The sequence below is a fragment of the Allomesorhizobium aridi genome (assembly GCF_043769475.1).
In the GTDB taxonomy this organism is placed as follows: Bacteria; Pseudomonadota; Alphaproteobacteria; order Rhizobiales; family Rhizobiaceae; genus Allomesorhizobium.
Genome location: NZ_CP171729.1, coordinates 2449925 through 2472965, shown reverse-complemented (window position 1 = coordinate 2472965; position 23041 = coordinate 2449925). Strand labels below are relative to the sequence as shown.

General features: G+C 63.7%; 19 protein-coding genes and 3 pseudogenes. 7 read left to right on the top strand and 15 right to left on the bottom strand.

Going from position 1 to position 23041, the window contains the following annotated elements; all coding sequences use genetic code 11:
- Positions 1-135 precede the first annotated feature (135 nt).
- Both mmsB and ACG873_RS14210 read right to left on the bottom strand, forming a co-directional pair.
- Positions 136-1020, bottom strand: coding sequence for a 3-hydroxyisobutyrate dehydrogenase (gene mmsB, locus ACG873_RS14215; RefSeq protein WP_394892519.1), 885 nt, complete (start codon positions 1018-1020; stop codon positions 136-138).
- Between the two features lie 24 nt (positions 1021-1044).
- A complete protein-coding gene (locus ACG873_RS14210; protein WP_394892518.1) occupies positions 1045-2220 on the bottom strand; it encodes an isobutyryl-CoA dehydrogenase in 1176 nt (391 codons plus the stop codon).
- Between the two features lie 117 nt (positions 2221-2337).
- On the opposite strand from ACG873_RS14210, the gene ACG873_RS14205 reads away from it, so the two are divergent.
- Positions 2338-2952: a dimethylsulfonioproprionate lyase family protein gene (locus ACG873_RS14205; RefSeq protein ID WP_394892517.1), complete on the top strand. Its 615-nt coding sequence runs from the start codon at positions 2338-2340 to the stop codon at positions 2950-2952.
- A gap of 2 nt (positions 2953-2954) precedes the next feature.
- Complete coding sequence (locus ACG873_RS14200) at positions 2955-4424, top strand: cobyric acid synthase (RefSeq protein WP_394892516.1); 1470 nt, start codon at positions 2955-2957, stop codon at positions 4422-4424.
- 7 nt (positions 4425-4431) lie between these two features.
- Here ACG873_RS14200 and ACG873_RS14195 read toward each other — a convergent pair whose 3' ends face one another.
- From ACG873_RS14195 to ACG873_RS14180, 4 genes are all read right to left on the bottom strand, one after another.
- A complete protein-coding gene (locus tag ACG873_RS14195) occupies positions 4432-4842 on the bottom strand; it encodes a cupin domain-containing protein (protein ID WP_394892515.1) in 411 nt (136 codons plus the stop codon).
- A gap of 10 nt (positions 4843-4852) precedes the next feature.
- Entirely contained in the window at positions 4853-5287 is a 435-nt protein-coding gene (locus tag ACG873_RS14190) for a VOC family protein (protein ID WP_394892514.1), read from the bottom strand.
- A gap of 82 nt (positions 5288-5369) precedes the next feature.
- The gene (locus ACG873_RS14185) at positions 5370-6206 is read right to left on the bottom strand and encodes a helix-turn-helix domain-containing protein (RefSeq protein ID WP_394892513.1); all 837 of its coding nucleotides are present in this window, start codon (positions 6204-6206) and stop codon (positions 5370-5372) included.
- Between the two features lie 46 nt (positions 6207-6252).
- Positions 6253-7038, bottom strand: coding sequence for a TSUP family transporter (locus tag ACG873_RS14180; RefSeq protein WP_394893505.1), 786 nt, complete (start codon positions 7036-7038; stop codon positions 6253-6255).
- A 126-nt stretch (positions 7039-7164) separates the two neighbouring features.
- Here ACG873_RS14180 and ACG873_RS14175 point away from each other — a divergent pair, with 126 nt between their 5' ends.
- Complete coding sequence (locus ACG873_RS14175; protein WP_394892512.1) at positions 7165-7596, top strand: TerB family tellurite resistance protein; 432 nt, start codon at positions 7165-7167, stop codon at positions 7594-7596.
- On the opposite strand, the pseudogene ACG873_RS14170 reads toward ACG873_RS14175, so the two are convergent.
- The 5 genes and pseudogenes from ACG873_RS14170 to ACG873_RS14150 all read right to left on the bottom strand — a co-directional run bounded on the left by ACG873_RS14170 (position 7593) and on the right by ACG873_RS14150 (position 14068).
- A pseudogene (locus ACG873_RS14170) lies at positions 7593-9330 on the bottom strand (ABC transporter ATP-binding protein). The gene ACG873_RS14175 and the pseudogene ACG873_RS14170 overlap by 4 nt on opposite strands.
- A complete protein-coding gene (locus ACG873_RS14165) occupies positions 9327-10199 on the bottom strand; it encodes an ABC transporter permease (protein ID WP_394892511.1) in 873 nt (290 codons plus the stop codon). The pseudogene ACG873_RS14170 and the gene ACG873_RS14165 overlap by 4 nt, the downstream one beginning before the upstream one ends.
- Entirely contained in the window at positions 10196-11143 is a 948-nt protein-coding gene (locus ACG873_RS14160) for an ABC transporter permease (RefSeq protein ID WP_394892509.1), read from the bottom strand. The genes ACG873_RS14165 and ACG873_RS14160 overlap by 4 nt, the downstream gene beginning before the upstream one ends.
- 49 nt (positions 11144-11192) lie before the next feature.
- Positions 11193-12674 carry an ABC transporter substrate-binding protein gene (locus ACG873_RS14155; RefSeq protein ID WP_394892507.1) on the bottom strand — a complete coding sequence of 494 codons (1482 nt, stop codon included), beginning with the start codon at positions 12672-12674 and terminating at the stop codon, positions 11193-11195.
- Positions 12675-12787: 113 nt separating this feature from the next.
- Complete coding sequence (locus tag ACG873_RS14150; RefSeq protein ID WP_394892505.1) at positions 12788-14068, bottom strand: acetylornithine deacetylase/succinyl-diaminopimelate desuccinylase family protein; 1281 nt, start codon at positions 14066-14068, stop codon at positions 12788-12790.
- Between the two features lie 204 nt (positions 14069-14272).
- Between ACG873_RS14150 and ACG873_RS14145 the strand changes: the two genes are divergently transcribed.
- The 4 genes and pseudogenes from ACG873_RS14145 (at position 14273) to ACG873_RS14130 (ending at position 19385) form a co-directional block, all read left to right on the top strand.
- On the top strand, positions 14273-14704 hold the full coding sequence (locus ACG873_RS14145; RefSeq protein WP_394892504.1) for a L,D-transpeptidase: 432 nt from the start codon (positions 14273-14275) through the stop codon (positions 14702-14704).
- Between the two features lie 138 nt (positions 14705-14842).
- Positions 14843-17691 (top strand): annotated as a pseudogene (locus tag ACG873_RS14140) (molybdopterin oxidoreductase family protein).
- Positions 17688-18455 (top strand): 4Fe-4S dicluster domain-containing protein, encoded by a 768-nt coding sequence (locus ACG873_RS14135; protein ID WP_394892502.1) that lies wholly within the window; start codon positions 17688-17690, stop codon positions 18453-18455. Before ACG873_RS14140 ends, ACG873_RS14135 begins: the two are co-directional and overlap by 4 nt.
- Positions 18456-18458: 3 nt before the next feature.
- Positions 18459-19385, top strand: coding sequence for a dimethyl sulfoxide reductase anchor subunit family protein (locus tag ACG873_RS14130; protein ID WP_394892501.1), 927 nt, complete (start codon positions 18459-18461; stop codon positions 19383-19385).
- Between the two features lie 9 nt (positions 19386-19394).
- Here the strand turns inward: ACG873_RS14130 and ACG873_RS14125 are convergent, their stop codons facing one another.
- From ACG873_RS14125 to ACG873_RS14110, 4 genes and pseudogenes are all read right to left on the bottom strand, one after another.
- Positions 19395-19619 carry a hypothetical protein gene (locus tag ACG873_RS14125; protein ID WP_394892499.1) on the bottom strand — a complete coding sequence of 75 codons (225 nt, stop codon included), beginning with the start codon at positions 19617-19619 and terminating at the stop codon, positions 19395-19397.
- A gap of 104 nt (positions 19620-19723) precedes the next feature.
- Complete coding sequence (locus ACG873_RS14120) at positions 19724-20695, bottom strand: lipid A biosynthesis lauroyl acyltransferase (RefSeq protein ID WP_394892497.1); 972 nt, start codon at positions 20693-20695, stop codon at positions 19724-19726.
- A gap of 9 nt (positions 20696-20704) precedes the next feature.
- A pseudogene (locus ACG873_RS14115) lies at positions 20705-21732 on the bottom strand (zinc-binding dehydrogenase).
- 26 nt (positions 21733-21758) lie between these two features.
- The gene (locus ACG873_RS14110) at positions 21759-23030 is read right to left on the bottom strand and encodes a beta-ketoacyl-ACP synthase (protein WP_394892495.1); all 1272 of its coding nucleotides are present in this window, start codon (positions 23028-23030) and stop codon (positions 21759-21761) included.
- Positions 23031-23041: the final 11 nt, after the last annotated feature.

The following is a 23041-nucleotide window of genomic DNA, read 5'->3' as shown; positions in this document are numbered from 1 at the left end:
TGGGGCGACTGCGAATGACCGCCCTTGATCCGTTCTATCCGGACATTGTTACTGCGCGGTTATCGAGAGCTTAAGCAAACCTAAATTTGCAACGATTTTGGTCGGTTCGTTGAAGAAAGTCGCAGCCGGCAAAGATCACGCCGCTTCGCCGCGCAGGAATTTTATGATGCCGGAAAAATCCACTGCGCTGTTCCCCTGCGCGTTGAACAACGCATAAAGCTGGGCTGCTTCGGCGCCGAGCGGCGTCACCGCCCCTGATTGCTGCGCGGCCTCCTGCGCCAGCTTGAGATCCTTCAGCATCAGCGCCGCCGCAAAGCCCGGCTGGTAGTCGCGATTGGAGGGAGAGTTGGGCACCGGCCCGGGCACCGGGCAGTAGGTCGTCAGGGACCAGCACTGGCCGGACGAAGTCGACGCCACGTCGAACAGCGCCTGATGCGACAGGCCGAGCTTCTCGGCCAGCACGAACGCCTCGGCAACCCCGATCATCGAGACGCCGAGGATCATGTTGTTGCAGATTTTTGCTGCCTGGCCTGCCCCCGCATCGCCGCAGTTGACGATGCGCCCGGCCATTGGTTGCAGCACAGGCTCGGCCTTGGCGAAAGCCTCCTTCGAGCCGCCGGCCATGAAGGTGAGGGTGCCTGCGGCAGCCCCGCCGGTGCCGCCCGAAACCGGCGCATCGATCGACAGCAGACCGTGCTTGGCGGCGACCGCATGGGCCTTGCGCGCCGAATCGACATCGATGGTCGAGCTGTCGATGAACAGCGTTCCCTTCGCGGCCTTCGGCGCGATGTCCTCATAGACCGACAGGACATGCTTGCCGGCAGGAAGCATGGTGATGACGATTTCAGCGTCCTTGGCCGCCGCGACGCCGTTGGCCATGACCACGACGCCATTGTCGCGCGCCGTTTTGAGGTTCTCCGGGACAAGATCGAAACCGTGAACCGTGTGCCCGGCCTTGACCAGATTTGCGGCCATCGGGTTGCCCATATTGCCGAGGCCTATGAAGCCGATCGTCGTCATCAGTCTCTCCCGGTATTTCCTGTTTCAGCGCCCGACCAGCGAGCGTGCGATGATGACGCGCATGATCTCGTTGGTGCCTTCGAGGATCTGGTGGACGCGCAGATCGCGCACTAGTTTCTCGATGCCGTAGTCGTGCAGGTACCCGTAGCCGCCATGCAGTTGCAGCGCGTCGTTGGCGACGTTGAAGCCGGTGTCGGTGACGAAGCGCTTGGCCATTGCCGACCATTTGCCGGCGTCCGGCGCCTTGCGGTCGAGCTTCGAGGCGGCCGTGTAGAGAAAAATCCGCGCCGCCTGCAATTCCGTTTCCATGTCGGCGAGCTTGAACTGCAGCGCCTGGAACTGGTTGATCGCCTTGCCGAAAGCCTTGCGCTCGGCGGTATAGGTGATCGCTTTGTCGAGGGCCGATTGCGCGCCGCCCAGCGAGCATGCGGCGATGTTTAGTCGTCCACCATCGAGCCCCGCCATGGCGATGCCGAAGCCCGCGCCTTCGCCCGACAGCAGGTTTTCGGCCGGAACCTTGCAGTCCTCGAAGATCACCTGCCGGGTCGACTGCATGTGCCAGCCCATCTTGTTTTCGAGCGCGCCGAACGACAGGCCCGGCGCGTCCTTCGGGATGACCAGCGTCGAGATGCCCTTCGGACCCTCCTCGCCGGTGCGGACCATGGTCACGTAGACGTCGCTGTCGCCGGCGCCTGAAATGAACTGTTTCGCGCCGTTCACGACATAGTCGCCGCCGTTGCCGGGGCTGCGCACCGCCCTGGTCTTCAATGCCGCCGCATCCGAACCCGAGCCGGGCTCGGTCAGGCAATAGCTGCCCAGCCATTCCATCGAAGTCAGTTTCGGCAGCAGCCGCTGGCGCTGCTCGTCGCTGCCGAACTTGTCGATCATCCACGACGCCATGTTGTGGATCGAGATGAACGAGGCGAAGCCGGGGCAGGCGCGCGACAGCGCCTCGAAAATCAGCACCGCGTCGAGGCGGCCGAGCCCGGAGCCGCCGACATCCTCCGCTATATAGATGCCGCCGAGCCCGAGCGGACCGGTCTCGCGGATCACGTCGCTCGGAAAATGATGGTTCCGGTCCCATTCGAGCGCATTGGGAGCGACGCGATCGGCGGCGAATGCCTCGGCCATTTCCTGAATGGCGCGCTGATCCTCGTTCAAGTCGAACTGGTCGGCGGTCGGGCCCACAGCGGCGTCCATGGCGTCCTCCCTGACGTTTTTGGCTATGCGTGAGGCTCAATCTAGACCAATGATGCGCCCGCGCAACCCGCTCCCATGCGGAGCCGATGTGCATGAAAACACTTCCGGAGCCTGTGCTTGACGACAATTTTCGATGAACTGCTCTGGAGCTTCCGCGACTATCTGGCCGCGCTCGACGACGAGACGCTTCGCGGCTTTACCGGCGGCATCGACTGGTCGATGTCGGCCCGGCCGCTTCAGCCTAACCAGCTGGCGTGCCTTGATCATCTCGATCGGGCGGCCGAACTCGCGCCTCCGCAAGCACGGCCGCTTGCCGGCCTGCTGGCCGAGCATCGGCACGCGCTTCATTGGGGCCAGACTTATACGACTTCCGATTTCGGCCAGCGCTTCATCGACAATTACTGCTGGCTGGAGCTGTTCGGCACGCGCGGGCATTTCGCCAATGACGCGATCGCCGGCGGCTTCCTGATCCTCGGTCCGAATATTCTCTATCCCGACCATCATCACGTCGCCGAGGAGATCTACATTCCGCTGACCGGCGGCGCGGAGTGGCGCATGGCCGACCAGCCGTTTAGGCTGCGCGAAGCCGGCGAAGTCATCCATCACGCGACCGGCGTCAATCATGCGATGAGGACTGGAAACGAGCCGTTGCTGGCGCTTTATCTCTGGCGCGGCGGGCCGCTGGCCGAGCGCTCAACGGTGACTGGCACGATCTCAGAGAGCGAGCACTGACCATGGCCAAGGCGATCATGCTGCAGGGCACGGGTTCGGATGTCGGCAAGACGGTGCTGGTCGCGGGCCTGTGCCGCGCCGCGCGAAATCGCGGACTGAAGGTGCGGCCGTTCAAGCCGCAGAACATGTCGAACAACGCCGCCGTGGCCGATATTCCGGGCGAGCCGGGTGGCGGTGAGATCGGCCGCGCGCAATGGCTGCAGGCGATCGCCTGTGGCGTGGCGCCGTCGATCCACATGAACCCGGTGCTGCTCAAGCCGCAAAGCGATGTCGGCGCGCAGGTCATCGTGCAGGGCAGGGTGTTCGGCGAAGCGCGGGCGCGGGACTACCAGGCGCTGAAGAGCCGGCTGTTCGACGCCGTGCTCGATTCCTGGAAAAAGGTCGGCGCGGGCGCCGACATAGTCATCGTCGAAGGGGCGGGGTCTCCGGCCGAAATCAACCTTAGGCCGCGTGACATCGCCAATATGGGCTTCGCGACGCGGACGGATGTGCCGGTCGTGCTCGTCGGCGACATCGATCGCGGCGGTGTCATCGCGTCGGTCGCTGGCACGCACCTGATTCTGCCCGAAGAAGACCGGCGCATGATCGTCGGCTACCTCATCAACAAGTTTCGCGGCGACGTGACGCTGTTCGATGACGGTATCGCCGCGATCGAACAATTCACCGGCTGGCGCTGCTTCGGCGTGGTGCCGTGGCTGAAGGCGGCGGCGATGCTGCCCTCCGAAGATCTGGTAGTTCTGGAGCGGCTGGCGGCTGGCGAGCGCCGCGCGCTCAAGGTGGCGGTGCCGGTGCTCGGGCGAATTTCGAATTTCGACGATCTCGACCCCTTGCGCGCCGAGCCGCAGGTGGAGGTGGTGTTCGTGAAGCCAGGTGAAAGGCTGCCGCAGGACGCCGGGCTGGTCGTCATCCCCGGCTCGAAATCGACGATCGGCGATTTGCTCAAATTTCGCGAAAACGGCTGGGATCGCGATCTCCTCGAACACAGGCGGCGCGGCGGCCATGTTGTCGGCCTTTGCGGCGGCTACCAGATGCTGGGCAGGACGGTCCGCGACCCCGACGGCATCGAGGGCAGCGTGAAAGAGGCGGAAGGGCTCGGCCTTCTCGACATCGAGACGGTTATGGAGCCGGAAAAGACGGTGCGCAACGTGACCGCGCATTCGACGCATTTCGGCGTGCCGTTGGAAGGTTACGAGATCCATCTCGGCAGGACTACGGGTCCGGATTGCCTGCGCCCGGCAGCCGTCATCGACGGCATCGAGGACGGCGCGACATCGGCGGACGGCAAGGTGTTCGGCACCTACATGCACGGGCTGTTCGGGGCCGACCGGTTTCGCGCCCGCTTCCTGGAAAGCCTGGGCGTCAAGGGAGGCGGCGTCGACTACCGCGCCGAAGTCGAGCGGGCGCTGGACGAGATCGCCGCCCAGCTTGAAACCCATCTCGACTGCGACGCGATCTTCGCGGCGGCGCGCTGATCGGCGCTCAACTGTTCTCCTCGAACCATTTTACGATTGCAGGCATTTTCGGCTCGAAGTCGCCGGGGATGAACACGTTGAACAAGGCGGCGAGGGCTTGCGTCCTGTTTGCGAAATCGTGCGTGACGCCGGCTGGGATCACGATGCAGCTTCCGGTCGGAGCGTCGATCCACTCGTCGCCGATCAACAGCGACGGCGTTCCCTCGATAACCCAGAAAATCTCATCGTTCGCTTCGTGAGAGTGCGCGCCTGGACCATTGCTGCCCGGCTGCAGCCACCATTCCGAGACGCAGTAGCGGTTCGCGGTCTCCTCGCCGTCGGCCTTGAAGACGGCGCGCATCGTCGACATCCGGTAGATGCGGCCTTCGCCCGGAGATAGCACTACGGGCAGTCGCGCCTTGTGCTGGTCGTCGCGCATCCCACGCCTCTCAGGTCATCGCCGGTTCGTTCGCCTTCGGCCAGTAGGTGCCGAACGACCAAACATTGCCCTCCGGATCGGCGCAGATGAAGTCGCGGCTGCCATAGTCGCGGTCGGTCGGTTCCTCGAGGATTTTTGCGCCCGCGGCCTTGGCGCGCTCGTAGGTGGCGTCGGTATCGCCCACGGCAATGTAGACGGACTTTCCGCCGTTTTCGCCCGGCCCGCCGACCATCCTGCCGTATTCGTCGTCGCGCACGGTGCCGAGCATGATCATGGAGGAGCCAAAGGCAAGTTGCGCATGCTGGATTAGGCCGTTGGCGTCGGCGTATCTGGCATGAAGGGTAAAGCCGAAGGCTTCAGTCAGCCAGTCGATCATCCTGGCTGCGTCCTTGTAACGGAAAGTCGCGTAAATGCGTGGCGCTTCGATATTTTCTGAGGGGGACATGGGAGACTCCTTCATTGGGTTCGGTCGGGATAAACCCAATCTGCCAGCCGGCGGGTCCGGCGGTCTTGAAGAAATGTTACCTTCAGGCGATTTGCGCCTGCCACGAGCCCGGCGTTGCGCCCGCCATCTCGCGAAACTCGCGCGCCAGATGGGCCTGGTCGGAATAGCCGCATTCGGCGGCGATGCCGGCCCAGCCGTCGGTTCCAGTCCGGCTGAGCGTCAGCGCGCGGTTGAAGCGGACTATACGGGCAAATGTCTTCGGGCCGATGCCGGTCTCTGCGGCAAACCGTCCGGCAAGGTGCTTGCGGCTCCAGCCGATATTCCGGGCGATGGCGGCCACGGGCATACGGCCGCCGCTGGAAAGGACATTGCCGCATGCCCAGGCGACTTCCGGTGTGGCCGGCGAGGTGGTGGCGATACGGGCTTCGACGAAACGCTCGGCAATGTCGAGGCGCTGATGCCAGTCGGGTTCGTCCACCAGCCTTTCGCGCAACGCCAGTCCGTCCGTGCCAAGCACGTCATCGAGCGCCACCATGCGTTCGGTGAGTTCGGTCATGGGCATCCGGAAAAACCGGCGCGCTCCGAGCGGGGTGAAGTCGATCTGGACGCAGCTTGCGGTCCCGAACGAATCGATCACCACTGGTCCGGCATAGAGGCCGGCCGCAAAGCTGCCGAAACGGTCGTTGCGGCCAGGAGAACGGCCGAGGCCGATCGCAAACGAGCCGCTGAAATTGATGACCAGCGGCACCACCAGCGATGCAGCTTCGACCTGGCGGAAATGGCCGGCGGCCACCTCGCGATAGCCGGTCAACCGGGAGACTATGCCGCCCAACCTGGGGCATGGCGCGCGCTGCACCATCTCGTATTGGCCGGCCGGTGGCGGAGCGGGTGTCGGCAGGGCATCAGGCTCGGCGATCATATGCGGCCTCCACTGTCGTGGAGCCTAGCAAGGCCCGAAACGTCCGTCAAAACCCCAGCATCGTGCGCAGCGGATGCGCGGGATCCATCATCAGCCGCACGGCGAGCGCAATGCAGGTGATCACCAGTAGCGGCTTGATCAGCTTGGCGCCATTCCTGATCGCCAGCCCGGCGCCGACGCGGGCGCCGAGAAACTGCACCACGCCCATCATCAGCCCGATCTTCCACGATACCGCGCCGACGAAGGCGAAGGCGGCGAAACCGCCGATATTGGAGGCGAAGTTGAGCAGCTTGGTATGGGCGGTCGCCTTCAGCACGCCATATCCGGCGAGCGCCACGAAAGCGAGCATGAAGAACGAGCCGGTACCTGGGCCGAAAACGCCGTCGTAGAAACCGATCACCGGCACGACCAGCAGCCCGAACAGGAACGGCGACAGGCGCTGGGCACGATCGATGTCGTCCATGTTGGGTTTCAGGGCGAAGTAGAGCGCAATGGCGACCAGCACGAAAGGCAAGGCGATACGCAGCAACTCGCCGGGCAGGATCGTTGCCAAAAGCGCGCCTGCAACGCCTCCGCAGAGGGACAGAAGCGCCGAAGGCAGTTGCCTGCGCAGGTTGACATGGCCCTTGGAGGCATAGGCGATCGTCGCGGAGCCTGAGCCGAACAGTCCTTGCAGCTTATTGGTGCCGAGCGCCTCGACCGGCGAAAGACCGGCGAGCAGGAGCGCCGGGACGGCTATCAGGCCGCCGCCCCCGGCGATCGAATCGATGAAGCCGGCGAAGAAGGCCGCAACGGCCAGCAAGGCAATGGTCTCTGTGGCCAGATCGAACATGTTGCGCAGGGGACGTTTGGCCGAAAGGCCCAGGAAAAATATGCTGCGTTCGACCACACGCGGCCAGTTTGCGCAAGCCGCATTTCGCGCTACGTAACCTGCATGGCGCGCGAGAAGGAAAATTCGATGGCGACAGGAGTGCTGGCCCGCATACGGACGCTGTTTGACGGCGACCCCGGCGTTCGCAAGGTGGCGGACGATCCGGTCCTGTCGGCCGAACTCCTGCTTTTGTTCCGCATGATCCTCGCCGACGGGACGGTCAGCGACAGTGAGATGGCCGTGTTCCGCCGCATCTGCCGCGAAGCGTTTGGGATCAGCGACGAGAGCCTCGACGGCGTGGTCGAATACCTCAACGACTTCGGTTACGAAACCAGCGGCGCGCAGGCGCTGGCGCTGTTTGGCGAACTGGATATCGAGCGGCGCAAACTGCTGGCGCGCCACATGGCCGAGATCGCGAAAGCGGATCTGCAACTCGCCGAAAACGAAGTTCGTCTGCTGCGCCGCACGCTCGATATCCTGGGCATCAGCCCGGTCGATGTGGTGAAGCCTTCGAGTTAGCCCTGCTCCTGCATCCGCCGTGCGATCGCCCGGTGCAGGTCGGGAGCCGCTGCGACCAGCGCCTTGGCCGCCTCCGATTGCGGATGGTCGAGCACCTCGCCGGTCGGGCCGCGCTCGACGATCTTTCCCTCGTGCATGATCATCACGTCGTCGGTGATGGCTCGAGCGACCGTCAGATCGTGGGTGATGAACAGATAAGCGACGCCCAGCCGCTGGTTCAGGTCGGCAAAGAGGTCGAGGATCTGCGCGCGTATCGAAACGTCCAGCGCCGAAACCGGCTCGTCGGCGACGACCAGCTTCGGCCGCGTGATGATGGCGCGCGCGATCGACAGGCGCTGGCGCTGGCCGCCTGAAAATTCGTGCGGATACTTGTCCATGTCCTCCGGGCGCAGGCCTACCTCGCGCAAGGCGGCGGCCACCATCTCGCCCCGCTCTGCCGCGCTGGGCTGCTTTTCCAAGAGATGCAGGGGTTCGGAAACCAGCCGCTCGACCTTGTGGCGCGGATTGAACGAGCCATAGGGATCCTGGAACACCACCTGCATGTTGCGCCGCGCCGGCTTCAGTGCGGCCTCGTCCTTGCCGGTCAGCGTCTCGCCCATGAAACGGATAGCGCCGCCGGTCGGCCTGTCCAGCGCCAGGATCATGCGCGCGAGCGTCGATTTCCCGCAACCCGAACGCCCGACAAGGGCGGTCGACTGGCCGGGCGAAATAGAGAATGAGACATCGTCCACGGCGCGAAATGGTTCTGCGTTGCGGAATATCGACAGACGCTGGCCTGGATAGGCACGGGAGATGTTTTGGACGTCGAGGAGCGGCGTTTTCTCTCCCCTGGAGGGGGAGACAGCCGCGGAGCGGCCAGAGGGGGTCGCTTCGGCAGTGCTCGGCCTGGTGGCGGTGCCTTCTGATCGCACCCCCTCTGTCGCCTTCGGCGACATCTCCCCCTCAAGGGGAGAGCGCGCGCCTTTCCGGCACATGGGTCGAAGCGAGCGCGAGTTGTCGCGTGTAGGGGTGCGCCTGCTTCGACAGCGTTTGGGCGGTTTCGCCCGCCTCCATCACCTCGCCGTGGCGCAGGATGGTGATGCGGTCGGCCATCTGCGTCACCACCGCGAGGTCGTGCGAGATCAGCAGCAGGCCCATGCGGTTTTCATCCACCAGATCGCGCAGCAACTCCAGGATTTGCGCCTGCAGCACGACGTCCAGCGCCGTGGTCGGCTCGTCGGCAATCAGCAGCTTCGGCTTCAGCGCGCAGGCGATGGCGATCACCACGCGCTGGCGCTGGCCACCCGACAGTTGGTGCGGATAGCGCGAGAGCGGAAATTTCTGCTCAGGCAGGCCGACCCGGTCCAGTATCTGCCTGGCCCGCGCTTCGGCCTCGGCTCGCGAGACCCTGGTGTGCCAGCGAATGCCTTCCGCTACCTGCTCGCCGATCGTCTTGACCGGGTTCAGCGCCGTCATCGGCTCCTGGAATACCATGCCGATGTCGTCGCCGCGCAGTTGGCACATCCGGTCCTCAGTGGCGGCGAGAATGTCGATGCCGTCGAAGCTGACGCGACCCTCGGCACTGGCGGCGTTAGGCAGCAGCTGCATCACCGTCAGCGCTGTCATCGACTTGCCGGAGCCGGACTCGCCGACCAGCCCCATCACTTCGCCTGCATCAATAGTCAGGTCTATGTCCTTTAGGATCGGAGTCTCGCCAATCGTGAGCGACAGGTTCTCAATTTCGAGCAGGCTCATCGTTGCCGCCGCAATTTCGGGTCGAGCACGTCGCTGACGCCGTCGCCCAGCAGGTTGAGCCCGAGCACGGTGATAACGATGGCAAAGCCCGGAAACAGCGCCAGGTAAGGCGCAACCATCATCAGCGTCTGTGCGTCGAACAGCATGCGGCCCCAACTCGGCATGGGCGGCTGCGCGCCGAGCCCGAGATAGGAGAGGCCAGCTTCGGCCAGGATGCCGAGCGCGAACTGGATCGTGCCCTGCACCAGCAGCAGGTTGGCGATGTTGGGCAGGATGTGCTCGACGGTGATCAGCGCCTTGCCCTTGCCCGCGGCGCGCGCGGCGAGGATGAATTCGCGCGGCCAGATCGCCAGCGCGCCGGCGCGCGCTACACGGGCAAAAACCGGTATGTTGAAAATGCCGATGGCGATGATGGCGTTTATCGCGCCAGGGCCGAAGATCGCGGTGATCATCACCGCCGAGAGCAGAGCGGGAAAGGCGAAGACCAGATCGTTGAAGCGCATCACCGCTTCGTCGACAAAACCGCCGCGGGCGGCCGCCCAGCAGCCGAGCGGCACACCGAGCCCCATGCCGATGCCGACTGCGACGAAAGCCACCGCGATCGAATTACGCGAACCGACCATGATCATCGAGAGGACATCGCGGCCGAACTGGTCGGTGCCGAAGAGATGGGTTGTCGAAGGCGGCTGCATGCGGTCGGCGACGATGAGCTTGGTCACATCGTAGGGCGTCCAGAAGAAAGACAGCAACGCCATGCCGGCGATCAGCGCGGTGATCATAAAACCGATGACGAAGGAGCGGTTGGCGAAAGCTTTCGCGACGAAGCTGCCGAAGGTCTCGCGCTCGAATTCTGTAACGGGCAGCGTCATCGCCGGATCCTCAGCCGCGGATCGACGATGGCGTAGGACAGATCGACCAGCAGGTTGACGACGATCACCGTCGCCACCAGCAGCATGACGACGCTTTCGACGACGATGAGATCACGCTGGGTGATCGCCTGGAAGATCAGCCGGCCGAGGCCGGGAAGATAGAAGACGTTCTCGATGATGATCGTGCCGGCGAGCAGGAAAGCGAATTGCAGGCCGAGAATGGTCAGCACCGGGATCATAGCGTTGCGCAGCGCATGACGCCAGAGCACGTGGCTGCGCGGCATGCCCTTGGCCCGCGCGGTGCGGATATAATCTTCGCCCAGCACTTCGAGCAGTGCGGACCGGGTAACGCGGGCGAGGATCGCGGCCTGTGGCAGAGCGAGGGCCACGGCAGGCAGGATCAATGTCTTGAAGGCCGGCCAGACACCCGCGTTCCAGCCGGGGAAACCGCCTGCCGGGACAAGCCGCAGCCAAACCGCGAAAATGTAGATGAGGATCAGCGCGAACCAGAAATTCGGTATCGCAACGCCGATCTGCGCTGCGCCCATCGACAGTGTGTCGGCCGTCCGTCCGCGCCTTTGGGCGGCGAACACGCCGACGGGGATGGCGATAACGGTCGAGAGAAAGAGCGCCATGATCGCGAGCGGCAGCGAGACTACGATGCGCTCGGCGATCAGGTCGATGACCGGGACCGAATAGGTGTAGGATTTTCCGAAATCGAGCATCAGAAGCCCGCCGGCCCAGTCGAGATAGCGCAGGAGTAGCGGCTGGTTGAGGCCCATCTGCTCGCGCAGTACCTGAACCGTCTCTTCCGATGCGTTCATGCCGAGCATCAGACGGGCCGGGTCGCCAGGCAGGATCTCCAGCACCGAAAACACCACCAGCGATGCGAAGACGAGTGTCAGCGCGCCGATCAGGAAGCGTTTCAGGAGGTAAGCCGTCATGGGAACTCAGCGTCTCCCTCCCCCGAGGAGGGGAAGGGAGGCCGCATCGCTATTCCACCCATTTTACCTTGGTCAGGTCGTTCGCCTGTATGGGAGAATTCGCCCACAGGCCCTCGACCTTGACGTCCCAGATGCCGATCTTCGGCAACTCGAACAGGAAGCCGACAACCGCGTCCTGGGCGAGGATCTTCTGCGCCTGGCCGTAGAGTTCCTTGCGCTTGGCCTCGTCGGAGGTGACGTTCAGTTCCGCGATCACCTTGTCGAAGTCCGGATTGTCGTACTGGAAATAGTAGTCCTTGCGCGAATAGATATCGATGTCGTTGGGCTCGGTGTGCGACACGATCGAAAGGTCGTAATCCTTTTCGGTGAACACCTGCTTCAGCCAGTCGGCCCACTCGACCGGAATGATCTCCAGTTCGATGCCGATCTCGCGCAGTTGCGATGCGACGATCTGGCCGCCGTCCCGGGCATAGCCGACCGGCGGAAGCTTCAGCGTCGCCTTGATGCCATCCCCGAAGCCGGCCTCCTTCAAGAGCGCCTTGGCCTTTTCGACGTCGTGCGGATAGGTGCCGGTCAGGTCGACATAGGCCGGGTTGTGCGGAGCGAAGTGCGAGCCGATCGGCACGCCGAAGCCGCCCGAGGCGCCGTCGATGATCGCCTTGCGATCGAGTGCGTGGGCAATTGCCTGGCGGACTTTCAGATCGTCGAAGGGCGGCTTCTTGTTGTTGATCGACAGGACCGTTTCGCCTTCGGTCGAGCCGATGACCACCTTGAAGCGCGGATCGGCCTGGACCTGCGGCAGCGCGTCGCCGAGCTGGAAATTGGGCAGCGCCTGGACGTCGCCCGACAGAAGCGCCGGAACCGCCGCGGCGGCGTCCGGAATGATGCGGAACTCGGCCTTGTCGAGCGCGATAGGGTCGCCCCAGTAGCCGTCGTTCTTGACGAGCCTGATGGCCGAGCCCTTGGCCCAGTTGTCGAACTTGAACGGGCCGGTGCCGATCGGCTTTTCCTTGTTGGTCCCGGCCGATTCGGGCGCGACGATCACTGCATCGCCCCATCCCATATTGTAGAGAAAGGAGCCTTGCGGGTTCTTCAGCGTCACCTTCACGGTGCCCGGATCGACCGTCTCGACCGTGTCTATCGCGGCAAACAGCGCCTTCTGGGCATTGGTGGAGTCTTCGGCGCGGGCGCGGTCGAGCGAGAACTTCACGTCGTCGGCGTTGAAGTCGCTGCCGTCATGATATTTCACCCCGGCGCGGAGCTTGAAGGTGTAGACCTTGCTGTCGTCGGAAATGGTCCAGCTCTCGGCCAGCGCCGGCAGCACTTCGCCGTTCGGCCCGATCTGCGTCAGGCCCTCGAAGACATTGGCGTAAAGAACCTCGTCGATCGCCGCGGCAGCGCCCGCTGTCGGGTCAAGGTGCGGCGGCTCGAGCGGAATGCCCAGCACCAGGTCGGTTCTCGCAGCCAGCGCCGCGCTGCTCGACGCCAGCGCCAGCAGCCCAGCCGCGAGGATCGATTTCCAAGTCTTCATTGAACCTACTCCTGTTCCGGAATTCCGGCTGGATAGAAGCGTGATTTCCACCGCGAGTAAATCGCGTTTCTTGCTATCGGCGCTCGCCGGTGGATTCTTTTCCTGCCCGCCGCTCACCGCGCCGAAGGGCCGCGCAGCAGAAGATTGAGGCCGACCGCCATGACCTTGGCCGATTCGACCATGTCGGCGATGCCGACCCATTCGTCCGGGCGGTGCGCAAGGTCGAGGATGCCGGGTCCATAGGCGATGCAGTCGTGGAGATGGCCGATGCGCGACACATGTTTCTGGTCGTAGGTGCCGGGCGAGATGACGTAGTCGGGTTCGCGGTCGAAGACCTCGCGGATGCCTTGCGCCACCGCCGAGACAACGGGCGCGTCGCGCTCGGTCATCAGTGGCTGCACTTCCATGATGTCGCGTATGTCGTAGTCGAATTTCGGCCGTTCGCGCTTCAGCCGGTCGAGGATCGCCGTCACTTCGCTCTTGACCTCGCCGATGTTCTCTTCCAGCAGAAAGCGCCGGTCTATGGTCACTCGGCACCAGTCCGGCACGTTGGGCGAGGGGAGGCCGGGACGGAAGTCGTCGGTCTGGCCGCCATGGATCGAGTTGATGTTCATGGTCGAGCGCCGCGCGCCCTTGGGCACCACCGGCATACGGGTCTGCTTGCGGTCGAGCGCGGGAAACAGCTCTTTCTCGAATGCCTCGAGCACGGCGCCCATGTGGCGCACCGCGCAGTCGCCGAGGAATGGCATCGAGCCGTGCGCGATTTCCCCCTTCGTCTCGATCTCGGCCCACCACACGCCGCGATGGCCGAGGCAGATGCGGTCCTTGTTCAGCGGTTCGGGAATGATGACGTGGTCGACCTTGGGTTTGGAGAAATATCCCTTGCGCGCCAGATAGGCGACGCCTCCAAAGCCGCCGGATTCTTCGTCGGCGGTGCCCGAAATCTCGATGGCGCCTGGGAAGTCCGGATAGACGTCCATGAACGCTTCGGCCGCGATGATCGACGCGGCCAGGCCGCCCTTCATGTCGCACGCGCCGCGGCCATAGACCCGGCCGTCACGGATCACGCCGCCGAAGGGATCGACCGTCCAGCCTTCGCCTGCCTCCACCACGTCGATATGCGAATTGAAATGGACGGTCTGGCCCTGCGTGCGGCCATCGAAGCGCGCCACCACATTGATCCGCGGATAGCGGTCGGTATCGCCCGGAGTGCCCTCTGCGCGGATAATCTCGACGCCGAAACCGCGCTTCTTCAGCCGAGCGCCGATGTATTCCGCGCAGGCCCGGTAGCCGTCGCCGGGCGGGTTCACCGTCGGAAAGCGTATCAGGTCCGACGTCAGCGCGGCCAGGTCGTCGACGCGCTCGTCTATCGTCGCGAAAAGCTTTTCGTACATGCGCGGAATTGAGCAGGGTTGGACCCGATTTGGCAAGCCGCAATGCGAGCCCGAGGGGCCCAGCCAGTAGCAACCTTCACGGGAAGTTGTTCGGCCCGAAGGCTGCGCAGTTTGGGAAATTCTTAGGAACTGAGTGTAACGTTCTTCACAGACCGATTGCCAAGGGGGACGCTAGGCTTTTCGAGTTTTTGAGGGGTCGATTACATGAGAAACCGAATTTTTCTCGCCATTGCGTTCTCGGCGATGCTGTTGGGCGTTCCCGCGCAGAGTTGGGCGGCAAGCCTCGTCGCCAACGTCAACATTTCCACGCAGACGATGACCGTGGTGAGGCACGGCCGCGTCATCCACACCTGGAAGGTTTCGACCGCGCGCAAGGGCTACATCACGCCGCGTGGAACCTGGCGGCCCAAGCGCATGCACAGAATGTGGCATTCGCGCAAATACGACATGTCGCCCATGCCCTATTCCGTATTTTACCACGGCGGCTACGCCATCCACGGCACCAGCTACATCAAGAGACTCGGCCGACCGGCGTCGCATGGCTGCGTCAGGCTGGCGACCGCCAACGCCGCCAAATTCTACGCGCTGGTGAAGCAGATCGGACCGGGCAACACCCGCATCGTCGTCAGCAACTGAACGGCGCGCGATCCGGTAGGCCGGACAGAATTTCCCGACCCGGCGCTTATGTCTATACAAATTTTCCTCTGAAATGGCGTTTTCGGGCATTTCATTTGGGGTAGGGCGTCTGTAGACATTGGCGGAGGAGCTCCGCCGATGAATTCCACTCCGCGTGTCGCGCTGTCCGAGCCGGTCGGCGACGAAGTGCGCAAGACGACCTGCTACATGTGCGCATGCCGCTGCGGCATCAACGTGCACATCAAGGACGGCAAAATCCGCTACATCGAAGGCAACCGCGACCATCCAGTCAATCGCGGCGTGCTCTGCGCCAAGGGCTCGGCCGGCATCATGCAGCATTACGCGCCGGCGCGGCTCAGGGCGCCGCTCAAGCGCACCGGACCGCGCGGTTCAGGCGAGTTCCTTGAAATCTCGTGGGAAGAGGCTCTGGGCATCGCAACGGGCTGGCTCGATGGCGTGCGCCAGTCCGATCCGAAAAACTCGCCTTCTTCACCGGTCGCGACCAGTCGCAGTCGCTCACCGGCTTCTGGGCGCAGCAGTTCGGCACGCCCAACTACGCCGCCCATGGCGGCTTCTGTTCGGTCAACATGGCCGCAGCCGGCATCATGACCATCGGCGGAGCGTTCTGGGAGTTCGGAGCACCGGACTGGGACCGGACGAAGCTGTTCGTCATGTTCGGCGTCGCCGAAGACCATGATTCCAATCCGCTCAAGATGGGCATCGCCAAGGTCAAGCAGAACGGCGCGCGCTTCGTCTCGGTCAATCCCGTGCGGACCGGCTATTCGGCGGTCGCCGACAACTGGATCGGCATTCGCCCCGGTACAGACGGGCTGCTGATCCTGGCCGTCGTTCATGAATTGCTGAAGGCGCGAAAGATCGACGTCGATTACCTGATGCGTTATTCCAACGCGCCGTGGCTGGTCATCGACGCACCGGGAACCGCCGAGCACGGGCTTTTCGCACGCGACGCGGAGGGTAAGGCGCTGGTGTTCGAAACGGTCACCGAGCGCGTCGTTGCGCCGGGTACCGCTGGCGCGCGGCCGGCGCTGTCGGGGCGCTATACGCTCGAGAACGGACGCTTCGCGGTGCCATCCTTCCAGCTTCTCGCGGAAAAATATCTCGATCCGAAATACGCACCTGAGGCTGTCGCCGGCGAGACCGGCGTCGCTGCCGAAGTCATTCGCGGACTGGCCGCCGAGATCGCCCGTGTCGCCTTCGACGAAGCCATTACCATCGACCAGCCCTGGACCGACATGAATGGCGAGCGCCACGACAGCTTCGTCGGCCGGCCGGTGTCCTTCCACGCAATGCGTGGCCTGTCGGCCCATTCGAACGGTTTCCAGACGGCGCGTGCGCTGCACATGCTGCAGGTGTTGATAGGCGCCGTCGATTGCCCAGGCGCATTCCGCTTCGAGCCGCCCTATCCGAAGCCGGTCGAAGCGCACCCGACGCCGCATGGAAAGGCCGAGCATTTCGGTTCCAACAAGCCGCTGTCTGGCCCGCATCTCGGTTTTCCGCGCGGGCCTGAAGACCTGCTCATCGACGCCGACGGCAAGCCGACGCGCCTCGACAAGGCTTTTTCGTGGGATGCGCCGGTCTCGGTGCACGGCCTGATGCACATGGTCATCTCCAATGCGCATGCCGGCGACCCCTATCCGATCGATGTTCTGTTCCTCTACATGGCCAACATGGCGTGGAATTCGTCCATGAACACGGCCGGCGTCATAAAGATGCTGGAGGACAAGGATCTCGCGACCGGCGAATACCGCATCCCGAAAATCATCTATTCAGACGCATATGCATCGGAAATGGTGGCCTATGCCGATCTGATCTTGCCGGACACGACCTATCTCGAGCGTCACGACTGCATCTCCATGCTCGACCGGCCGATCTCGGAGCCGGACGCCGTACAGGATGCGATCCGCTGGCCGGTGGTGGAGCCTGACCGTGACGTGCGCGGCTTCCAGACCGTGCTTCTCGATCTCGGCGCGCGTCTGAAGCTGCCGGGCTTCGTCGACCATCGTGGCCGCGCGCTCTACAGCGATTACGCCGACTATATCGTGCGCCATGAGCGCAGGCCAGGCATCGGACCGCTGGCTGGTTTTCGCGGGCCGAACGGCGACCGAGTCGGCCGCGGCGCCGGCAATCCCGATCAGCTCAAGCGTTATATCGAGAACGGCTCATTCTTCTCGGCGCATATCCCGCTCGAAGCTCAGTTTTTCAAGCATGCCAACAAGGCGTACCAGGATTTCGCCGTCCGCATGGGCTTCTTCGACACGCCGCAGCCGGTCACCTTCCAGCTCTACCAAGAATCACTGCAGAAATTCCGGCTGTCGGCGGAAGGGCTGCGCGAGCCTTTCGCGCCGGAAACGCATCGCCGTCGCATCCTCGACACCTTCGATCCGTTGCCGTTCTGGTACCGGCCATTCGAGGAGGAAATCGTCGACCGCCAAACCTATCCGTATCACGCGATCACGCAGCGGCCGGCCGCGATGTACCATTCCTGGGGTTCGATGAACGCCTGGCTGCGCCAGATCCACACGAAGAACCCGCTCTACGTGCCGGGACCCATCTGCGACGAACTTGATCTCGTCGATGGCGACTGGGTTTTCCTGATCTCCCATCACGGCCGCATCAGGGTCGAGATCGCGCGGATGGAGGCGGTAAACTCCTCGACGATCTGGACCTGGAACGCGCTCGGCAAGCGGGAAGGAGCCTGGGGACTTGATCGTGACGTGCCGGAAGCCAGAAATGGCTTCCTGATGAACCACTTGATCAACGAACTTCTACCGCCGAAGGGCGACGGCATGCGATGGTCGAACTCCGATCCGATCACCGGCCAGGCGGCCTGGTACGATTTGCGCGTGCGCATCGAAAAGGCTGAACCGGCCGAAATGAGCGAGCCGCGCTTCGCGCCGGTATCGGAGCCCGGGCGGTCGCCTGAGATATTGGCCGAACTACGCTACGGGCAGGAGTGGGCGAAGTGACGCTTCTTCCCGCTCAGCCGACGCCGAAGAAGCTCGGTCTCGTCATCGATCTCGACGTCTGCGTCGGCTGCCACGCCTGTGTGGTCTCATGTAAGGAATGGAACACCGGAGGCTATGGCTCAGCCCTGTCGGATCAGGATCCTTACGGCGCGGACGTTTCCGGCGCCTGGCTGAACCGGGTCCATACATTCGAAGTGATTCCCGAAGGCGGCGAGATCGTCGGCGAGGCCGGCGAAGCGCGGATCGTCCATTTCCCGAAATCTTGCCTGCACTGCGAGGACGCGCCCTGCGTCACCGTTTGCCCGACCGGCGCATCCTACAAGCGCGCCGAGGACGGGATAGTCCTGGTCGACGAGGACATGTGCATCGGTTGCGGGCTCTGTGCCTGGGCCTGCCCGTATGGCGCGCGCGAGATGGACCTGGCGGCCGGGGTGATGAAGAAATGCACGCTCTGCATCGACCGCATCTACAACGAGACCATGGAGGAGGTTGATCGTATTCCTTCCTGCGTGCGCACCTGTCCCGCCAATGCCCGGCACTATGGCGACTTGGCGGACCCGGCGTCGGCGGTGTCGATCATGGTGACAGAGCGCGGTGGCATGGACCTGATGCCGGAGCAGGGGACGCGGCCGGTCAACAAATACCTGCCGCCGCGTCCGCGCAAGCCGCTCGCCGACAGCGCGCACAGGCTGCCGCTCGCGGAAAATACCGACGGAGCAAAAGGCTTCTTCGCCTGGCTCGACGGCGTGCTGGATCGCATCTGATACATGCACCCGGCTTTCTCTATCGTCATCTTCACAACCCTTTCCGGCCTCGGCTACGGCCTGGCGGCGGTGCTCGGGCTCGGCCTGCTCGATCCGGCGGCGGCCGCGACGAAGGGCGCCCATGTGCTGGCGCTGGCGCTCATCGCGACGGGATTGATGTCGTCCACGCTTCATCTCGGCAACCCGCAGCGCGCCTGGCGGGCGTTGTCGCAGTGGCGTTCGAGCTGGTTGTCGCGTGAAGGCGTGATGGCGCTGATCGCCTTCGTGCCGCTCGCCTGGTCGGCATGGGAGTCGCTGTTCGAAAGCCGCTATTTGGCAGCGCCCGGCTTGGTCGGGGCGGCATTCTGCGCCGTCACAGTCTATTGCACGGCGATGATCTACGCTTCGCTCCGATCGGTGCAGGCGTGGAACACGCCGCTGACCCCGCTCTGCTATCTGCTGTTCTCAGCGGCAGGCGGCCTCGCGCTGGCGAGTTTCTTCGCCTTCGCCGGTGCGGGATCGACGGCGCTCCTGCCGGCACTCGCGGTGCCGGTCACAATCGTGGCGTGGATCGCAAAACTCTTCTGGCGCCACCGCATGCGCACGTTGCGGCCGCTTTCAACGCCCGAAACCGCCACCGGGCTTGGCCCGATCGGCCGGGTCAGGCTGTTCGAAAGGCCGCATGTAAATGAAAATTACCTTACCCGCGAAATGGGCTTCAAGATCGCCCGCAAGCATGCGGTAAAGCTTTCAGCAATCGCCTTCGTGCTTGGCGGCGGCGTGCCGGTGCTTCTTCTTCTGACCCTACTCCTGGCGGGAGCCGAAGCCAGCGGCTCCACCGCATTGGTCGCTCTGCTGGCCGCCTGCTGCCACACGGCTGGAGTGCTGGTCGAGCGCTGGCTGTTTTTCGCCGAGGCTCGTCACTCGGTGATGAATTATTACGGCGGTTGACCCGCGCGTTCAGCGCTTCGGGAGGTCGACCTTGGCGCCGGTATCTTCCGTCGGCCGCTGGAAGTGGATTTCTTCGACCTGCCTGACCAGCCTGTGGATCGCAATCTTCTGTGCGTCGCGTTCGGAACGACGCTGGATGCCCCATGGGGTCCAGAGGGGCGCGCTGGCGCCTCTCGGTTTGTTGTTGTTGTTGTTGTTGTTGTTGTTGTTGTTGGTTTCGATATTTCCGGTCATGCACTCGCCCCGTGGGTTCGTGATATGTGTGATCACGAATAGTAAACGGGTGAAATCTGTTTTTGTTACGGCATGGCGATAAAATCTTCGCGAGCAGGCGGAAGTTATTTCCGGCTGGAGGATGCGGTTTTTCTGCGCCGCCGGCGCTCCCTCTTCATCAGCCCCCATCGCTTGTGGAACCACATCCACTGGCCCGGATCCTCGCGGACCCAGCGCTCGACCACGTCGTTGAGGAGTTGCGCCGTCGCGACGACTTCTACTTTGCCGTCGCCGTCGCGGGGTAATTCGATCTTCTCCTCGATTTCGAGGCGGAACCGGTTGCCGGGCAGCCGCACGCAACGCGCCGGATAGACGTCGCAGTCATATTGCCGCGCCAGCTTCGGCAGGAGCGGGCTGGTTTCGCACTCGCGGCCGAAAAACTGCGTTCTGATCCCATAGCGGAACTTCTGGTCGACAAGAATTCCAATCGTGCCGTTCGCCTCCAATATCCGCGCCAGGGCGAAGGCCGAGCCCTTCCGCGAAGGAAGCAGGTCGCCCATGGCGGAGCGGCGCGTCGAAAGAATGTAGTCGGCGATGTAGGGGTTGTTGGGAGGGCGGAACAGCGCCGTCACCTTCATACCGTAGGCGGCACCCGCGATCGGCAAAAGCTCGAAGTTGCCAAGATGGGCGGTAAACAGGATATTCGGCCGACCCTCCTGTGCAATGCGCTTGAAGTGATGGAGGCCGGCAACCTCGATGCGGCTGGGCGCATCGGGTTTCTGGTCGTCGTAGTCGAACAGCGTGTCGAGAAAGATGTACTCGGCCCCGAGGCGAGCCATATTGCCCCACATGTCTGAGGCGATGGTCTGAATTTCATCCTCGGTTTTTTCCGGATAGGCCTTGCGCAAATTGTCGAGCGCGACGTGATGGCGTCCGAACCATGGCCCGATGCGCCTCGCTGCACGGTCTGCGAAATCGAGCGCACGGTCGGCCGGCAATTGCCGCAGCAGGCGCAAGGCCAAGAGCGCGACCTGCGCAGTCAGCCAGTAATTGGCCTGCTTCAGCCATCGGGCCAGACGGTAAATGACGGTGTTCAACGAGGCGACCTAATTCACGCGAAGGATGATCTTGCCGAACACATCGCGGCTTTCCATGCGCTTCAGCGCGGCGTCTATCGAGCTGAAATCGACCTCGGTATCGATCACCGGCGCGACGATGCCGGCAGCCATCTTCTGCATGGCGTTGGCCATGTTCTCCATCCGGCAGCCGAAGGAACCGAGGATTTTCAGCTGCTGCTGGAACAGTTGCATCAGGTTCATCTGGGTCGAGACCCGGAGGTCGAACCGCAGGTGACCAGACGCCCGCCGCGCTTCATCGACAGCATCGAGCCGGCCCAGGTGTCGGCGCCGACATGCTCGAAGACCACGTCGACACCCTTCTTCCTGGTCAGCTTGCGCACGACGCCTTCGAAGCGGTCCTCGCGGTAGTTGATGACGTGGTCGGCCCCGAGCGCCTTGGCCTTGTCGATCTTGTCGTTGGAGCCGACCGTCGTGATGACGGTGCAGCCTATCTTCTTGGCGAGTTGGATCGCGGCCGAGCCGATGCCGGAACCTCCGGCCTGGACGAGGATCGTCTCGCCGGGCTCAAGCCTGGCATTGTCGAACAGCATGTGCTCGACGGTGCCGAACGTCACGGGCGCAACCGCCGCGCCGATGTCGGTCACGCCGGGAGGGGCGGGGACCAGAAGCCGCGCCGGCAGGTTGATCTTCTCTTGCGCGAAGCCGTCGAGATGGAAGCCGTGCACGCCCGAAACATGGTCGCAAAGGTTGTCGCGGCCTTCGCGGCAGGCGCGGCAGAGCCCGCAGGTGCGTGCGCCGTAGATCGAAACGAGTTGTCCCGGCAGGAGGCCGGCGACGCCCGGCCCTACAGCCTCGACCTCGCCGGAGGCCTCTGCGCCGACGACCAGCGGCAGCTTGCGCTTGGCGAATGCCATGCCGCGCCAGCCCCAGACGTCGATGTGGTTGAGCGCGACGGCCTTGATGCGCAGCGTTACTTCGCCGAGCGCTGGCGGCGGCGGCGGCGCGATCTCGACTGTTTCGAGCTTGCGGTCTTCGATGAGTTGCAGTGCGCGCATAGGTGCCTGTGATTAGATGGCCGCTACTAGACGGGTTCCCGGGCCATGACAAGGCAGGTGTTCTGTCCGCCGAAGCCGAAGGAATTGGAAAGCACCGTCGCCACCTCGGCACTGCGCTTGGTGTTTGGCACCACGTCGAGATCGATCGCCGGATCGGGGTTATCGTAGTTGATCGTCGGCGGAATGACGCTTTCGGACATTGTCATCAGCGAGAAGGCGGCTTCGATCGCGCCGGCCGCCGAGAGCGTGTGGCCGATCATCGACTTGTTCGACGATACCGGCATCGAGCGAATGCGCTCGCCGAATACCGTCGAGAGCGACATGTGCTCCATCTTGTCGTTTTCGGGCGTCGAGGTGCCGTGGGCGTTGACATAGGCGATGCCGTCGACGCCCAGACCGGCATCGTCGAGCGCGGCTTTCACCGCCGCGATGGCTGGTGACCCGTCCGGCTTGGAACGCGTGCGGTGGAAATCGTCGGCCTTTTCGCCACAGCCGCGCAATATGCCGAGCACCTTCGCGCCGCGTGCTAGCGCGCTTTCCAGCGATTCCAGCACCAACGCTGCCGAGCCTTCGGCGAGCACGAAGCCGTCGCGATCCTTGGAGAAAGGCTTCGACGCCCTTTCGGGGATGTCGTTGTGTGTCGAAAGGGCGGAAAGCAGCGAAAAGCGAATCAGCGCCTCGGCGGTCGCCGAACCGTCGGCGCCGATCGACAAGGCTCGTTCGCATTCGCCGCGCCGGATCGCCTCGACGCCGAGCTGGATTGCGGTAGCGCCCGAGGCGCAGGCGGTCGAGAGCGTGATCGGCAGGCCGCGCGTACCGAAGCGGTCGGCCAGGCGGTCGGCGATCGAGCCGAATTGCGAAGTCTCAAAAATGTCGAGCGAATTGAGGCCGCGAGCGACGGTCAGAAGCTTGTCGGCGGCGCTGCCTTCCCTGCCGGCATTGTAGAGCGAGAACCGCTCGCTCCAGTCGAGTTCGACCGGCGGCGAGGCAAGAAACAGCGGGCCGTCGAAATCGCTGGTGTCGACGCCCGCCTCGCCAACCGCCTCCTGTGCGGCCGTTTCCGCGAGTTCGTAGGTCAGCGCGCTGGAACCTTTTTTACTCGACGCCAAATAATCCACGGTGCCGGCAATTCGGGTGTTCAGATGGTCGACGGGAAAGCGCACGATCGGATGAATACCCGATTGGCCAGCCGTCAGCGCGGCCCAATTGTCGGCCTTGCCGACGCCGAGCGACGTCACCACGCCGATGCCGGTTACGGCCACGACCGGCCTGCCGAGATGGTCCGTGTATTTAGCCATTCTGGTTCTCC